The organism is Pedobacter sp., assembly GCF_037719805.1.
Lineage (GTDB): Bacteria > Bacteroidota > Bacteroidia > Sphingobacteriales > Sphingobacteriaceae > Pedobacter.
Map to the genome: position 1 here is coordinate 548,950 of NZ_JBBJLZ010000002.1, position 16,497 is coordinate 565,446.

The following is a 16,497-nucleotide window of genomic DNA, read 5'->3' on the forward strand; positions in this document are numbered from 1 at the left end:
GTGGCAGCCCTTATGTGACACAGTTTCAGAACTTAAAAGGCACTTAAAACGCAAGGCGAAATGCCCTCATACACATATTGCCAATGGGCATGAAGGGCATTTTAATACTCAATTAAGCACATTTACACCATGCAATGCAAATTCTTCACACAGATTAAATGCCGTTTGTGACCGTTGCAAGCCAGTACCATACATAATAGATTTCAACTTACTTTCCTCATCTTTATAATTCCTCACGTTCTGAAAATAACCCGTTACCGCATTATAAGCACCAAATAAAGTTCCTTTTGTAGTGGCTTCCTGCTGTGTTTGACTTGTTAAAGCATAATCCATAACAGAACTTACCATATTATTAAACGTGCTTGATAATTCATCCTCTTTTCCATTTTGAAGATTTTGCAATACTTCTTTATTGGGTGCCATTGCCACTTGAACCAATCGCTTAACGGCATGATCCGTGATACGGATTTTAGACCAGTGGTTAAATACTTCTTCCAATTCATAAGCTAGCAGATTGCTGATACCTAACAATTTATGAGCTTGTTTTAAACGCTCGGATGCACTTGAAGTATGTCGAATCTTGATACAATTTACAGCACCCTTTAAAGCGGCATTCAACGTATTGTTGCAAACAATTCTGATAGGTGTAAATGAAGCCGTTATGCTTCCATAACCATCATGCGAGGTTGTTAAAAAGAGATAATTCTCTATTAAATCATCTCTTCCAACTCGGATATAGTCGGGCAATTTTGCAGTTATAAAGATGCGTTCACCATTTCCCAAAGCCCCGGCCGTTTCGTATAGAATACCGTCCGTTCCACCTACAATGGAATCAAAGAAACCAAACGCATCTACGTTTTGGATTACTTCGTAATCATTACCAACTACTCCTAAAACCTGTTCTGTATCGTTTCGCACAGTCGCATAAAAATTGGGAACTTCAATTTCAGGAATGATTAAATCGGATTCGCAGTTAGCATTTTCATTATCAAAAGTAAATAGTGGGCGTTTCTCTACGGTATAATTTAAACCTGCATGAATAATTGCTTCGGCACTTGTTGGGTAATCTTCGATAATCTGCCCTAAATTATGCCAGGCTTTTTCTTTTACACTAAAAAAGCTGTGTTTCTGTGTTTGGGTATTATAATTAATATTGTGAGCCATGACGTTTTGTTTTTGGGTTTCTAACTCTGGTTAATAATAGTTCTGTAATCAGAACCTTAACATTTGGGGTATCACTCATGCTAAGAACTGATTCTGTTTCCAATTCGTGAACGGTATCTGATATGTTTTTATGTTCGGATTCTATTTCCGCCAATACCATTAAATAAACTACTTCTCTTTTCATAAGGTTAATTGTAATTTGATAAAAAATCATTGTATTCGATGGTGAAAACCTGCGGGTTTTCATTAGCTAACTGTTCTGCATAACCTTCCCAAAAAATTTGGTTGGTTAACTCTATAAATAATTCGTACATGATGTTTTCTCTATTAGATTAGAAAATACGCCCCTCAAATCAAGGGGCGTTTAATTATTATTATGCAGGGATGGTAATTCCTGCCTCAATTTCTGAAAGTCGATTTACACACATGCTATTTACAAATTGTGCCACCGCTTGTATAATAACAGGGTTTTTGGTTGTAAACTTCCTGCGTTCGTCGTCTTCAATTGTCAAAACACAACCTTGAAAATGATTGCTGTCCGTTTGGTCTGCATCATCAATTTGGGCTACTTCAAAGGCTTCCAACGTATCAATAGTTTCTAAAAGCCGGTCACGCTGAATTTTCCGGCGGTGTAATTCTTCCACTAACTTTAAGGTACTTTCGAGGTTAAGAGCGGGTTTTTGAAACTTGATTTCTGTTTTTTCAGCTTCCTTTATTTCCTTTTCTTTTGTAGGCTCGGTTGCAGGGGTTTCATCAGGTTTTTTAGGTTCATCTTTTTTACTTTCCCCGTTAAAATCTGTACTGATGGGTAATCCATTAACTTTTTCAGGATTGATACCCACGTTTTCTAATTTAGTGGGTGCGTTATTACTTACTGATTTGTTAGAGCTGATTGTTTTTACTTCTTGCGTTTTCATGATTTTTGATTTTTTACTTAATAAAATAATTTGGATAATTTCCCGATTGGAGCATCTGCTTTCTTCGGCTTCTCTGCGAATTCGTGTTTTGGTGGGCTTCTGCCTTTTTGTACTTTCATAGCTCAATTGTTAGAAAGTCAGTCGGCAGGGCCTCCTGGCTTTTTGTTAAGCACCCTCACCTGAACACAATGCCTTTGAAAGGCAAGACTTTGCGAAAAAAAATACTACCCGGAGCGCAGCGGAGGTGTGGAGATTATTTTTCAGCAAACCCGCAGGGCTTGGTCTTGACGACAAAGGCATTGTTCAGAAATTTGCTAACCAAAAAGTCTGGGGGAAATTTATATGCGGTTAAAGAAGATTATGAAAATACCAGTGGCAGGAAGTGCAGGTGGAGGAACGGAACCTGTTCTTCCAAATTAGCAAGAAACGGGTGAGGGAAGTATGACGAACCTGTTTTCTGCTGACATAACTCAGCTTTTTAAAACTTTGAGTTTACGTAAAGGTCTAGGATAGTTTTATATTAAAAACGGCAAGAAGTGCAATGAGGAACGATTTGCTCTTCTGTATTCAAGAAAATCGGGTGATGGAAGAATGGAAGAACCGGATTTTATTGCTGGCCTATTACAGGTTGCTATTTGGTTCTAATTACTTTAGGAGGATAAAAAAAAGAGCCTGAAACAACTTTCAGACTCTTTTAAAAAACTTATTTTTCTTGGTTTTTTAGTTCAGTTACTTCATTTCGAATATCTTGGGCCGCAGACTTTAACTGCTGCATAGCATTACGAAGCCTTGTACCTGCTGCTTTGGTGCCTTTCTCATAGAATGCACTTGCATCTTTTTCAGCGGTTTCGATAAGTTCTTTTATCTTTTGAAATTTTTCCATGTTTGAATTTTAAATTGAAATTAAAAATTATTTTTAACTGTTTATATCTTTATCTGCTCAATCCTTGGCTTTCGGCCATCTCTTTTTCTTTGCCTTTCCCTTTGGATTGATTTACGGCTTGCTCCAGTTTTGGCTCTTTTAAAAATTGTTCCCTTTTTTCCGGCTTACCGTTTTCAGCAAACATATTCACCTGAGCATACCTAGGCACTGCCTCTATGCGTAACTTTTGCTCTTGTCCTTCTTTGAAAGTGGTAATCAATGGGCGATTCCCATTTTTAAGAGATTCTTCTAATTTTTCTCGCTTGGCAGGATCGGCAAGTTCTTTGATGTTGTATTTATCTAACGTTTTTTGTAAATCAAATCCATAAGATGGATCATGGTACTGCTTGGTTTTAAAATTATCAAAGCGATCTTTCGGGCTATCAAAATCTAATTTAATCCAAGCTTTGTAAGGCTGTCCGCCAAGGTTCAGTAAATTATCCCGGTATACGGATCGTCCCTGAATGAGATTGGCTGCTTGCTCTGCGGTGAAGCCCTGGCCTTTCTCCACATATACCGTTTGGGTTACAGCAGGAGTATAAAATGTTTTCTGGAAATCTTTAGAAACATAATTTACCTTATCCTTTTCCATTGTGGCAAGGGTGGTTTTATGTGCTACATCTTTACCGGAAGCCAGTTCGCTGCTACCTTTCTGTTCCTTAAAATAAGTAATTGCTTCATTAGGGCTGTCAAATTTGCGAAATACGGGTTTCCCTTGTTCTCCGGGAGAAATCACCATATATTTTTGACCTTCATCAAGAGGTTTGGCATTATTAACAGCAACCTCATACTTATTGAAATAAAAGAAATCAGACTGCCCTGATTGTTTAAAATGCAAGGTGAAATCTACTTGTCCTTTGTCGGCAGGTAAATGCTGACGAAGCTGAAATTCAGGTAAATTCTTGTGCATATTTTTCTCCATTTCCTCTGCCAGTTTTTTGTCAAAGCGAAGCTCCTTGAGCTCTTCCTTAAGATTTTCTAAATTGTTTAAATTCATACTATCCGTTTTTTGAGGAAATTCCCCGTTAATTAAACTATCTTCCTTTGTTTTACCAGCTTGCCCGAGCATAAACAGGAATTCAGTTATAGCTATTGTATTCAGCATTTCCCAAATCACACTGTTATCATGCTCATAATGCAAGGCATCGAACCGGGAGGCAAAACATTTTACATCCCAAGTACCAGTCATTGGGGTATCCGTTTCATACACTACCCAGCCCTTCCCTTCTTCCATCTGCTTTTTAACATAGTTTGCAATTTCCTGGGCTGCTTCTATTTTCAGGGCCTGTAAATGCATGGCTATTTTTATTTACATTGATCTATCTGTCCTTAATCGCATTATTCCGAAGCAAGACCGATTGTCCTGCTTTCAGCTTAACTTTTATACGCTTAACTTTTTTGCTAATAAGGCCTTTAGCGGCGTTAATTCCGGCGCCGGCAACCTGTGTGGCAATGGACTGATCAATCGTCATTAATTGAATATCGCGGATGGCATCTTCTGTGCCATCGTTGACAGCATCTTTGATTAAGGCTTCAGGTACATTTATTCCCTTTATCCCATCCAAATCGTATACTGAGAGGTCGACAGGAATAATAGAGTTCCCCAAACGTATCGTGTTAATATTAAGAATTAGCCGTTGGTTGGTGATATTACATGAACCAAATAGTAACTGATTTTTTGGGATCATTTGACCTCTCAGCCTAATGGTATCCAACAGTCTAAGCTTCACTACTCCACCTTGAGATACCTTTTGATCTCCTTCAATAACAACAGGTATAGCTTCAAAGGCATTATCATTATTTGACGGAGTTTTTATTGATATTTTACCAGCTAATCCAGGATTTTGAATTACCATAATCTTATCCAACATACCGCTTAGTTGTTCCATTTCAGGATCTTCAATTCCCCCTGCTTGCATCGTTTTCATTAGCTTTTCCAGCCTGTCAACATCGCTGCCAATATCAATTTTTGAGCTTGGCGTCGGATAGGTATTGGTAGCTTTAGACGAATTTTGATGAACTGGTTTATTAATTTCCCGATTAATTTGTGACAACTTTTCCTGGATGCGTTGCTCATTCGGATCAAGATAATTTTTAGCAGTAGGAAAGGAATTATCCTCAATTTCCTCGTTTAAATAAAAATTGTTCAAATCACTTTGAACCTTCGCAGAATCTCGTTTAGTTAGTTCATATAAGCTTAGCTTATCCTGTGGATCGTTTCTTTTAAATTGTGCATCCGGCAAATCGGTATTAATACCTTTTTGAACGGCTTGGGTTTCGGATGATAGATCGCCTTTACCACCTCCAAGAGCAAAAAAAGCAAGTGAAAGAAAAGGCAATACCAATAGAGGCAGCACTAATAAAAGTTTTCTTTTGTTTTTTTCTTTTGTTTCCATTTTGATATAATTTTTTGAATTACTGACAGACGAGCAGATAAGTATTTATAGCCGCAAATAGCAAGCAGAACACTATTAATAGAACCATCTGAACTTTAACTGAAAAATTGCTGGTTTTTTGATTTAAATAATTGGCTAATTTCTTCTGGGTTAGAATGATTCGGTTTGCCATCCTGAATGCGAGTTCTTCCTGTTGAGGCGTAGGGTGCTTTCTACTCTTGTTTTCGTTAAAAGCCTTCATCACACTCAATCCTTAAGTTCATCCCGATTCTCTAATATTTCCCATTTCTGTATTAAAAAGCCGTGCGGATTGTTGTCGGTCTGTGTTTTAATATCCCTAACCAAGCCCCTTGAAATCAGCTTTCTTGTTACCGTACTGCTTGATCTAACCAGTTTTTGTGTCGCATAACAGGTAAATAAATAAGGGTATTGATTAACATCCACATTAATGCTATCCACTTCAATCTCCTGGCTGATATTAGCAGAAATCAGATTGTTGTAGTACCCGGATTCTCGAAGATTATCATACTCCTTTTTTGCCGATTCATCTGCCAGATACAATGATTTAGAAATATTAGCCTGAATGGCTTTATCGTCAGGATCAAGATTAAAGAAGTGTTGATGAAAGGTTTTAATGTGATCCCTTAATTCTACTGGCAGGTTAGTTTTTCTATCTGAAGCTATGGCTTCCAGAACTTTACCATTATATAGAATATGCACCCGGCTCTGTGCATCATTAACGAGCTGATAGCTTTTATAAATGCAGAAACATATCGTTAGTATGTTAGCCATTATCAGGTAAATACTAAACGTTTTTATATGCTTAAAAGCTGTGTCGATATTTTTGAATTGTGTAAACATCTTTGAGTGTTTTTAATCAGTATTTAGTATCAAGACTTTCCTGATAACTTATCGTGTTGATGCTGTGATCCTCCGGCTTTGTCAGCGAAATAGTCGCTATTACCAGAACCCGAAAAACTTTGTATTACTCTTCTTGCTCCATCTCCTAAAGCATCAGCTGCCATTCCTCCGCCAGCTATTGCTGCGCCCTGTGCGGTAGAACTGGTACTACTCACTATTGTATTTACCCGTTGCAGAATGGTATTTCCCCCTCCTGCATGTACCACATAATTTGCCACATTAGGAACAGAAAAGTAACCCACAATGCCAATAATGAGAAAGATCAGGTATGCTGTATCGGTGCTACTGAAAAAGGTATCTCCCTGATGCCCAATTTGCGAAATATCAAGGCGCAGCATGTTTTCCTGTATTTTACCTATAATACTTCCGAAGATATTAGCGATGGGCAACCATAGAAAAATGTTTACATACCTTGCCAACCACACAGTTAATGTATGTTGGAATCCGTCAAATACGGCAAACCCGAACACCAAAGGACCAAGAATAGCTAGTACAATCAGGAAAAAAGTTCGGAGTGTATTAATACATAAGGACGATGCAGCATAAAGTACTTCCAATACCTGACTAAGCCATTGCTTAATGGAATTGCGAAAATTATAATTCTGCTTATCCATGAAGAACTTTATATCATTGCTGATACCTTCAAACATTCCTTCATCGTCACGGTCGGGATCTTTGGGATGGGTGTATTTATACCATTTCTCCGAATCACCGTTCCCACTATCGCCTACATACATTTGCCAGGAATCTGATTTTTTAACTGCTTCTTCCTTTTTCTTAAGCAAGACAGCTATGGCTTTATTAGAATCTTTCACCATGGCTTTAGTTGCTGAAACGGTTGGCTGTAACACCCCGTTTATTAAAGCGATAACCGCCGGAAACATCACAATAGCCATCCCTAAAGCAAAAGGACGCAATAAGGGATAGAAGTCTATCGGCTCTGCTGCGGCAATTTGTCGCCATACCCTTGAAGCGATATACCACAAAGCGGCAAATCCGGCAATACCTCGGCCTACACCAATTAATCTGGAACATAACGGCAACATCTGACTGTATACTTTATCAAGTTCAGATTGCATACTATTTATCTCTCCTGCCAAACTCTGAGCCTGAGAAAGTGAGGGAAGCAGAAACAGAAAACATAAGCCCCCTAACCCCCGCCAGTTGGCGGAGAAGTTTTTTAAGAATTTCATTTCGTGGTTTTAGGGGTTAATTAATGGGATAAAGTCTTTGGGTGGCAGAAATATCCAATTTTTCTTTAGTCCTCTGGATATTCAGAATATGGGCTTGCTTGTTAAAATCTCTAAGGAACTGAAGTTTATCCTCAGTATCTATAAATATCCGGTCGATGGCCTGCAGTCGTTCATCATCAGACATTCGCAATTTAGATGAGGTAATCACCAATGTCAATTCATTCAGGTTGTTCAAACTCTGATCAAATAATTGCTGATAGACTTTACCTAAATAATGGATTTCTTTTCCAGTAAAGTTACCGGAACTCTTGAATCGGTTAAAAGCGTTTTTGTACTCTTTTACGATGTCTGTTTGATAGGTAATAATATCTTTTACCCGATGATACTTTTTAATCTCTGGGTTTACCAGCATCAAGCCATCAAGAAATACTTCATGAAGCGAAAAATTTCCTTGCGATACATTTTTTACAGCATTATAACCAGTACTGACTATCTGATAGCCTTTCTTCATATCACTTAAAATATTTTTAAGCTGACTTAGCTTTTCTACATTCAGCAATAGCTGTTGTACTTCCTGTGATTGTGCCCAGGAAAAGTTAAAGCAAAAAGCACAAATGCAAAGGGTAAGTCCTACTATTTTGCAGTAAACTCTCACTGCACAAACTAGTGATTCAATCTTTTTCATAGTAATCTCGAATTACGTTTATAGATCGTTGTTCGTTCTCTTTTTGGCGGATCAACAGAAAAACCTCATTGCAGAAAGATTGTGCAAAAGCTGATTTATCCAACATAGAGTTATAAATTTTTTCCAATCGCTTGATTCGCTCATCATCTTCCATTTCAATTTTTCCGGAAGTAATAACTAAAAGCAGTTCTTCTAAATCTCTATTACATTCTTCTTGAACTTGGTTCTTTACCCTGGTGATATATTCCAGATTAGAATCGGATAGATTATTATTACCCTTAATTAGCTTAAAGCTTTTGTTAATTGCTAATTGACTGGATATTATATCAGCAATCTTATTGCTGTTACGAATAGCCGGATTAATGTTTTCCAAAGAATTAAAAAACCGCTGATGTAGGGTAAATTCTCCATTTTTAATATCCTTAACTGTATGAACGCCATTTCCTACAATCTCATAACCCTTCTTCATATAACCAGCGTAAAGTTTTAATGCTGCCAGTTGTTCCCCCAAATACTTGATTTGAGTTTTCTTCTGATTGAAAGATTCATCCCATGTTTGTGCATATATTGCTTGGGTGAAAAAAATCAGCAAAAGGAAGAACCCGAAACCCTTGAACGGACTTCCCAACTTTAACCTTTCTGCTTTCACCTTATTCAATTCCATACAGTTCTTTTAATGTAACTACCTCGTCTGCTGATTTTGCCCGCTGAATACTGAGCATACTATTTTGGGTATTGAATTTTTTAAGATCGTTGTAATTGGTATCCATCTCGTTAGCGGCGGCGTGGATAATTTCCAAACGTGCCGCATCAGACATCTGGGTTTTAAAGCTGTTCACTACTAAAAGGATCTGGTCAAGATTTTTGATACTGGCATCAAGAATACCGGAATAGACGGTTTCCATATAATTGAGCTCTTCAGGCGAGAAGTGTTTGTCTTTCGTAAACAATCCCCAGGCCCAGCGATATTCGTCAACAATGGCAATCTGCTTTTCGGTTAGCTCTTTAATCCGCTTATAGTAGGTAATAGCAGACTTAATTTCCCATAATTCAGTGTAATACTTACTGTAAAGCTCTTTTTGCTTTGTTGTCCAATCCGCAATTTCAGTTAGTTTCAACTTTGAAAGTTGGTTTTCCAATACTTTTTGTGCGTTTTGAAGCCAGATGGTTTCATTTTGTAATCGCTGAACTTTAAGGTCTACCGCTTTGATAACCTTTTTAACACCTGCTTTAATTACCTCCATTACGGCAACCTGAGCTTTTGCATCTGCTGGCAATGACACAAAGAGAGTCATAGCACTCATGGGCAGAATGACCATATACTTTTTCATACTTTTTTGAATTGCACCGATGTAAGGGTTTACATCGATTGGTTTCTTACTATTCATAGGTTCTATGATTAATTAATTTTTTGATATTCACGCTTTCCGACCATTAGCTTATTTGCATCCGGGTAAAAAGTGATAAGCTTGCCTTTACTAGTTTCTGTCAGGGTTTTAGTTCCTTCATCATAAATGGCATTCCACTTTTCGGTTTCGTATTCTTTCTTTCCTGCCTTTCCGTTTCTAATGCGCTTAAATCCAGTGTTTCGAATAATCTGGAAATTATTACTTTCGGAAGCTTCGATAGTTAGCGTGTCATTGACCGTGCTATATTCACTTTCGGCATGGTTTACATAAGTTCCGGGAATAAATGATCTGGTTTTGTCGTCTGTGCAGCCTGATATTAAAACAGCTACGATTGCAATTAAAATGATGTTTACTTTCATGGTATTAATGATTTGATTGATTGATATTTTTTCTCTTCTTTTTGGTCTCATGAATGCTGCGCAGTTCTAATCTCCTGTGCCAGTACCGCTATACCTTTTTGAATACTTCCGTATTGATCCGCGTATTGCTGTACTTTCATTTTTTCACTCTCCTCGGTTGTATAAGCCAGATATTCTTCCAAAGACACTTCCGTACGGTAAACCTTGCTATGCTGCCCGCCTAGTGAAATGAATACTTCTTTGTATTTGCGTTTGGGATCATTGGCTTTGTTCATGGAAAGAATTTGGGCCTTCTCTTTTTCAGTCAAGCCGAGAAGCTCCTGTATCTGGTCAAATTTATTTTGATACTTACTTTGATCGAGGAGAATTTTACAGTCGCTGTTATTGATAATGGCCTGCTTAACTACCGGAGAACTAATAATATCTTCTACTTCCTGCGTAACAACTACCGCTTCACCAAAGAATTTCCTTACCGTTTTAAAAAGGTACTTGATGTATTCTGCCATTCCTTCCTTCGCAATAGCTTTCCAGCATTCTTCAATCAGAATCATCTTTCTGATTCCTTTCAGCTTACGCATTTTGGAAATAAAGACTTCCATAATGATGAGCGTTACAGCAGGAAATAAAATCGGATGGTCTTTTATGGAATCAATTTCGAATACTACCAGCCTTTCATTAAGCAAATCGAGGTTCTCTGTCGCGTTAAGCAAATAGTCAAATTCCCCTCCTTTGTAATAAGGGTTGAGCACATATAGAAAATTGCCAATGTCAAAATCCTTTTCTTTTACCTTTCCATCTTCCAGCACCTGCAAGTATTCTTTCATCAGGTAATCATAAAAGGTATTGAAGCAAGGAAAGATATTCAGGTGTTTATCCAAATGCTCAAAGTAACCCGTCAAAGCGTTAGATAAGGCCACATATTCTGAGCGGCGGAACGTTTCGTCCTCTTTTTTCCAAAGAGCAAGAAGGAGGGTTTTTATACTTTCTTTTTTCTCTGTATCTAATACGTCTCCATCGGTCAGGTAAAAGGGGTTGAACTTAATGGGATTTTTTTCAGAATACGTAAAGTAATACCCTCCAACCAAATCGCATAAGCCTTTATAGCTATGTCCTACATCCACCAAAACAATATGAGTGCCCTGCTCATAATATGAACGCACCAGATGGTTAGTAAAGAAAGATTTGCCTGATCCGCTTGGACCTAAAATGAACTTATTGCGATTGGTGGTATAGCCCTGCTTGATGGGTTCGTCTGATATATCAACATGCACCGGTTTTCCGGAAAGGCGATCACCCAAACGCAAACCAAACGGACTGATGCTATCCTGATAATTGGTTTCCAGGTTAAAAAAGCAAGCGGCCTGTTCCACAAAAGTGTCGAAAGTATCATTCATCGGAAAATCGGCTTCATTGCCCGGTAAACCAGCCCACCAAACTTGCGGTGCACCATCCGTTTCTTGTTTGGCTGTGGCATCCATTTGGGCCATTGCAGAACCCACTAAATTTTTAAGGTCTTTTATTTTGGTTTCATTATTCGACCATGCCAGTACATTAAAATGGGCTTTAACCGGAAGGCGTTGCTGACCAATGGCTTCATTGAGAAAATCATTACAAGCATCCCTGCCAATGGCATTTTCTCTGCTATAACTGGAAAGAGATTGCAGTCTTAACTTTTTTGCCTCTAGTCGCTTAATGATCTTTTGTGCATCCTCAATAAACAGGTATTGATTATAGATATGATTACAGTTGAGCAATTGTCCCAGAGGCGAAGCAAAACCAATACTAAACTTTGTACGGTCAGTACTGTACTTATCATAATTGATCCGGCTGCCACATAAAGTTGGCAGATCTTGTGCATCGGATAAGGTGTATAACTCGCATTGCCGGTCGCCAATACTGATTTTATCTTTTAGGTGAATATCCCGGATAATAGAATGCTGATTGGGTTTAAGCAAAAAGCAATATCGTTCAATAATACCCGGCTTGTTTGCCGTTCCTGCGAGCTCTTCATCATTCAGTCTCCGCAATTTCACAAACCCGCTATCCGTTAAGATGCGTTCAAATTGACCAGCACAATCCAGAAAATCATTGAATAATATTGGATTGACTGTTTGTTGGGGAACGATTGATTTCCTTAGAATATTAGAATATATGGAGCTGGACAACCTCCTGCCATCAGGTTTTTTTGTTAAAAAAATGTAACATCGGTGCGCAAGGTAAGGCCGCTCATTGAAAAATTTTTCACTGCTACTGGATAAGAAGCTATTGCCACTCTTGTCAAAATCTGCACGATATGAAGCTTCGGTAAACCAATCCTGTTTATGGAATATACTGAATTTCGGTAAAACCTTAATCGCTTTCACAAAAGCCTGATGGTAAGCTTCATAATCCCGGTCTGATTGAGTAAATATATCCGGCAGCGTTGCTTCAAAAGCAATGGTAATGTCGCCATGAGTAGATAATATAGCATGGTGATGTACTTTATACAATGGCATTATTTTTTCAATAGGTAGCATAAGCCTCCTTTCTAAGCTGAATAAAGACTCTTCTTGAATTTACCTTTAGGTATTTTGGATGGTTGCGCCTAGAAAAATACTTCATCAGTCCATGCTCGCCAAATTTGTGACTCAGGTGAAAAACGGTAAAAAACAAAAGCGTTCCCAAGCCAATGATGACCGGAAGAATAACGAAAAGGCTTAATCCGGAAATGTATAATACAGCAAAACTGATAAGCAGGAAAACAAGACCTAATGCTAAGTAAGCGATGTATTGCGCTTTCAAACCTTTAAATTCTATTGGCTTATTGATGCCTTTATTGATATGATATACTGAGCTCATAATGCCTCCTAAAATCCTCCCGATGAAGGGAGGATTAATTTTATGATTAATTAAATACCGAAGAATGATTTTAGAACTGTGGCAACTACTACTAAGAAAACACAAGAGCCAAACCAAGCCGCCGCAACTTTATTGGTATCTGGTTCCCCTGCATTCCATTTATTGAAGACTTTGATAGCACCGATAATTCCTACTACCGCACCAATGGCATACATCAAATCGGTTCCGGAATCAAAATATCCTTTCACTTTATCCGTGGCTTCCTGTATCCCGGCATTACCATCCTGTGCAAATAGTGAAATACTGCAAAGCATATTGTAAACACAGAGTGTAAAAGCGAGTAAAAGTGATTTTGCTAATGCTTGTTTTTTAGGACTTATATGTTGATTTTTCATGGGTTTTAGTTGAAATATTTGTGATTCATGGTATAGTGAGACTATGACCAAAGCTTTTTTAACTCTTCCTCTGTAAGCTCAAAAGGCAGATTTTCCCGTATAAAATTGTTTAAGTTCTCCAGGTTGGACGTATTGCTAAGATTGGGGTACTTTGAACTTACCAGAGCGAACAGCGATATAAAATCCTCCTTTGTGCCGTTTTCTTTTTCCAGAATATGGAAGATGCTTTTTAATTCTTCCATCACATCAGGAATTACACCTAATTGAGCAAGCTTTTCATCTGGGTTTACCTTTGGAACAAAGCCCAGCATGTGCATACTTACCTCGCTTTCTCCATCGGGAAAAACTTTCCTTCCCATCAGGTCGTCATCATTTTCCGGTTCATCATATTCAAAGTCTTCCTCCCATTCCCGCCTAAGTTTTTCGGGTTGTTGAGATTTTGATTTTCCAGAAAAAAGTTCTGCTATCTTATCTCTGTAAAACAAAAGAATAATAGCCAGATACCAAATCAGTACGAAAATGAGGGCGGCAATTAGAAACTGTAGCCATGTGAATTGATGTAACATAATACGTTGCTTTTCCCGGCACTACATTGTGCCGGATTTACAAAAGCAAAGGTTGCCCGTCTGCAAATTTTTGACTCGCAAGAACATCGCACCTTGCGAACGATTTATTTTAAATCAGCATTTATACTTGTTCTTCTAGGTCGTTTTAACGCTAAATCCTCATCCACTTTCTTGCTAATAGATTCCCGCATTTCATCTATATACCGGGTTGGGCTTGATCGTTTACGATTTCGGATGTCTATAAAATCACGGTAGGATCGTGACAAATCAATTTGCAATGACCTTTCCATGAATCGGATAATTACAGAAAGGTCTGCATTGCCATGATTTAACTGGCCCGTAAAGTAAATCCCATAAATAACTTCCACCAGGTTAACTTTATCACCTGTCCACTTTAGTTCAGGAAGTTCTTTCTTGTTTTCAGGGATATAAATGCTGGTCGAATTAAGTTTGCCCAACTCTGTTAAAATGTAAATTTGCAATAATTCATAAGCGATGAATTTGGAGAATAAATAATCGCAACTGGTCGAGAAATCTGATTGCAGATCTGGGATGTCCGGTAAAATTCCTGTCTGAACTCCTGCTCCACGAACGAAATACATTGAATCAAGCTCTACCATTCCTTGACGGTAATACTCGTATAGAAATTGATTTTGACGGAAAAACCGTTCAATAAAAATCAATTCCTTTTCAAAATATGCCTTAAGCGTTTCTAATGTCCCGCAAGGTCTGGCACAATTAATTTTGTAGCTTTCGATTTGATAGATGAGTTTTGAAGAAAATTTGGGTTTGATGTGCTTGAAAAAATGAATTTCTTCGGTAATCTCTGAAAATGGGTTGTTAACTATCAGTAATTTTAGGTTGTCTAATGAATCACGGATTTTACTTACCGCACTCACCATTCGTTTTAGTGGGTCACTTTCATTTTTCTCAATCGCTTCCAGGTCTTCATTAAGCTGGAGGTACAGCTTATCCATTGATAGATGTAACATAAATAACACAGGTTAAATGAATCCTGCTTTTGCCCGTTAACTGGCTTATCTCTATTCACTAAAGCAAGAAAATAGTAGAAATTTATCCATAATGCTTCCTTTCATTTTGCTTGTTAAAATTCCATAAACTATATCGTTATGCCAATACGCTAATTGGAGTATTCTACTACTTCTAAAGGAGTATTTTAGGCAAAAATCAGCTAACTAACTTTGTAAGACAATAAAATCTATCGATTTTCCAATTTATGAATGAGTTCTGTTCTGTTCTTGGCACCCGCTTTTTCAAAGAGGTTTTGAACATGAGTTTTAACCGTCAATTCAGAAATGTGAAGCTGGTTTGCTATAATCTGATATTTAAGGCCTTGCCTTAGCAGTTGTACAATTTCAATTTCCCTTTTAGTAAATTGAAATTGACAGCAATTTTCTTGAAAGGAAGTTGGCCGCACTCCATTAATTGTCAAATCTATCAACTGCTGATATTCAAGTTTAGCCTGCGTGATGGATTTAGATATAAAAATGATGGTGATTACCACAAAACCGCCATTAGTGAAAATAACTTCAATTAATTGGCTGGCGTGCAGGTATGCAAGTACAGTCATCGAAACCCAGGGAACTACCGCAAGGCAAACAGCAATAACTTCCCAATTATTCCTATTTTGTCTATATTTTAAATAAACAGCCCTGATTATAGCCCACAGCAATACCAAAGAATAAAAAAATGGAACTACTATGCCATATTTTATTGCATAGTCTAAATTCTGATGGATAGAATATTCAATTACAAAGAATACCAGGTAAGGGAGAAGCAGGAATAATAAAACACCATAAATGGCATGAAACCTTAATCTGTTTAACTCAAATCCCTTGTAAAAATAAAAAGGAAAATATGAGGCCATAATAAAGCCACTCCCATAAGCAATAATATTTTGAACGACTATTGGAATGCCAATACCGGGGTCGGGAAATAATCCTCCGGTTATATTATATACTATAAGAAGGAACAGAAGTATTAAATACCAATACCTGCCCTTGTCTTGCGGTCTTGATAAATAATATATTAGCTGATAGGAAAACAGAATAATTTCCAAAATTGCGAAGATGAACGTAACCACGTGCATCTCTGTACCAAATACCAACATATTATTATTTATCAGTAACCCTTTTCAGAAAAAACAATTTATAGCCTAGATCGAGTTCGTTATATATTTCAAAGCCAAATCGTTGATACCAGGGTATATTTTTCAAGGTAGATGTTTCAAGAAAAACAGGTCTGTTCACTTTCTGACTGTGTGCTATTACCTCTTTTAGAAGATTGCTTCCTATGCTAGAGCCTTGAAATTCTGGCTCGACACCAATAAACCATAGATAGTATAAAGCCATTTTTGGTTGTATGCTTTTTATTTTTGATTCGCGAGACATAGCTTTTTTAATATTAGCAATGCCTATGCAATTGAAAATCAGCTTTACATCAAGCATAACCGATTTTAAAGATGTTCGCTTTTGGTCAGGATATAGAATTAAGGCACAAGCTTTCTCATCATCCGAAATAAACACTTCTCCATAATTGAAACACGTCTCAAAAGAATAATCCATTAAATATCTGATACGATCTGTTTTCTTTTTGTCTTGGTGAATCAGATAGTTTACACTTTGGTTGGTTTGAAATGAATCAGTAAGGATGTTGATGATAAATTGTTTATCACGGTATGCTGCTTTCTTCATAGGTCGGCACGTTATTAA

19 protein-coding genes are annotated in these 16,497 nt (G+C 37.6%); all 19 read right to left on the bottom strand.

Going from position 1 to position 16,497, the window contains the following annotated elements; all coding sequences use genetic code 11:
* Nucleotides 1-108: 108 nt before the first annotated feature.
* Entirely contained in the window at nt 109-1,164 is a 1,056-nt protein-coding gene (locus WKF66_RS07375; protein ID WP_489673784.1) for a DUF932 domain-containing protein, read from the bottom strand.
* Nucleotides 1,148-1,348 (bottom strand): hypothetical protein, encoded by a 201-nt coding sequence (locus tag WKF66_RS07380; RefSeq protein ID WP_489673785.1) that lies wholly within the window; start codon nt 1,346-1,348, stop codon nt 1,148-1,150. The genes WKF66_RS07375 and WKF66_RS07380 overlap by 17 nt, the downstream gene beginning before the upstream one ends.
* 190 nt (nt 1,349-1,538) lie before the next feature.
* The gene (locus WKF66_RS07385; protein WP_489673786.1) at nt 1,539-2,081 is read right to left on the bottom strand and encodes a hypothetical protein; all 543 of its coding nucleotides are present in this window, start codon (nt 2,079-2,081) and stop codon (nt 1,539-1,541) included.
* A 703-nt stretch (nt 2,082-2,784) separates the two neighbouring features.
* Complete coding sequence (locus tag WKF66_RS07390; protein WP_489673787.1) at nt 2,785-2,964, bottom strand: histone H1; 180 nt, start codon at nt 2,962-2,964, stop codon at nt 2,785-2,787.
* Nucleotides 2,965-3,013: 49 nt separating this feature from the next.
* Nucleotides 3,014-4,237: a hypothetical protein gene (locus WKF66_RS07395; protein ID WP_489673788.1), complete on the bottom strand. Its 1,224-nt coding sequence runs from the start codon at nt 4,235-4,237 to the stop codon at nt 3,014-3,016.
* Nucleotides 4,238-4,322: 85 nt separating this feature from the next.
* Nucleotides 4,323-5,399 (bottom strand): conjugative transposon protein TraM, encoded by a 1,077-nt coding sequence (locus tag WKF66_RS07400; protein WP_489673789.1) that lies wholly within the window; start codon nt 5,397-5,399, stop codon nt 4,323-4,325.
* Nucleotides 5,400-5,645: 246 nt separating this feature from the next.
* Complete coding sequence (gene traK, locus WKF66_RS07405) at nt 5,646-6,260, bottom strand: conjugative transposon protein TraK (protein ID WP_489673790.1); 615 nt, start codon at nt 6,258-6,260, stop codon at nt 5,646-5,648.
* Nucleotides 6,261-6,289: 29 nt separating this feature from the next.
* Nucleotides 6,290-7,513: a conjugative transposon protein TraJ gene (gene traJ, locus WKF66_RS07410; protein WP_489673791.1), complete on the bottom strand. Its 1,224-nt coding sequence runs from the start codon at nt 7,511-7,513 to the stop codon at nt 6,290-6,292.
* A gap of 16 nt (nt 7,514-7,529) precedes the next feature.
* A complete protein-coding gene (locus tag WKF66_RS07415; RefSeq protein ID WP_489673792.1) occupies nt 7,530-8,198 on the bottom strand; it encodes a TerB family tellurite resistance protein in 669 nt (222 codons plus the stop codon).
* Nucleotides 8,185-8,862 (bottom strand): hypothetical protein, encoded by a 678-nt coding sequence (locus WKF66_RS07420; protein ID WP_489673793.1) that lies wholly within the window; start codon nt 8,860-8,862, stop codon nt 8,185-8,187. Before WKF66_RS07420 ends, WKF66_RS07415 begins: the two co-directional genes overlap by 14 nt.
* A complete protein-coding gene (locus tag WKF66_RS07425) occupies nt 8,849-9,586 on the bottom strand; it encodes a conjugal transfer protein TraI (protein ID WP_489673794.1) in 738 nt (245 codons plus the stop codon). The genes WKF66_RS07420 and WKF66_RS07425 overlap by 14 nt, the downstream gene beginning before the upstream one ends.
* Nucleotides 9,587-9,597: 11 nt before the next feature.
* Complete coding sequence (locus WKF66_RS07430) at nt 9,598-10,017, bottom strand: hypothetical protein (RefSeq protein ID WP_489673795.1); 420 nt, start codon at nt 10,015-10,017, stop codon at nt 9,598-9,600.
* The gene (locus tag WKF66_RS07435) at nt 10,014-12,482 is read right to left on the bottom strand and encodes a TraG family conjugative transposon ATPase (protein WP_489673796.1); all 2,469 of its coding nucleotides are present in this window, start codon (nt 12,480-12,482) and stop codon (nt 10,014-10,016) included. The genes WKF66_RS07430 and WKF66_RS07435 overlap by 4 nt, the downstream gene beginning before the upstream one ends.
* A complete protein-coding gene (locus WKF66_RS07440) occupies nt 12,469-12,804 on the bottom strand; it encodes a DUF4133 domain-containing protein (protein WP_489673797.1) in 336 nt (111 codons plus the stop codon). Before WKF66_RS07440 ends, WKF66_RS07435 begins: the two co-directional genes overlap by 14 nt.
* A 50-nt stretch (nt 12,805-12,854) precedes the next feature.
* Nucleotides 12,855-13,199: a DUF4134 domain-containing protein gene (locus WKF66_RS07445; protein WP_489673798.1), complete on the bottom strand. Its 345-nt coding sequence runs from the start codon at nt 13,197-13,199 to the stop codon at nt 12,855-12,857.
* A 41-nt stretch (nt 13,200-13,240) separates the two neighbouring features.
* A complete protein-coding gene (locus WKF66_RS07450) occupies nt 13,241-13,765 on the bottom strand; it encodes a hypothetical protein (RefSeq protein WP_489673799.1) in 525 nt (174 codons plus the stop codon).
* Between the two features lie 104 nt (nt 13,766-13,869).
* A complete protein-coding gene (locus tag WKF66_RS07455) occupies nt 13,870-14,757 on the bottom strand; it encodes an RteC domain-containing protein (protein WP_489673800.1) in 888 nt (295 codons plus the stop codon).
* 227 nt (nt 14,758-14,984) lie between these two features.
* Nucleotides 14,985-15,896, bottom strand: coding sequence for a response regulator transcription factor (locus WKF66_RS07460; RefSeq protein WP_489673801.1), 912 nt, complete (start codon nt 15,894-15,896; stop codon nt 14,985-14,987).
* Nucleotides 15,897-15,900: 4 nt separating this feature from the next.
* Nucleotides 15,901-16,479, bottom strand: a complete 579-nt coding sequence (locus WKF66_RS07465) for a GNAT family N-acetyltransferase (RefSeq protein WP_489673802.1) — start codon at nt 16,477-16,479, stop codon at nt 15,901-15,903.
* Between the last annotated feature and the right edge of the window lie 18 nt (nt 16,480-16,497).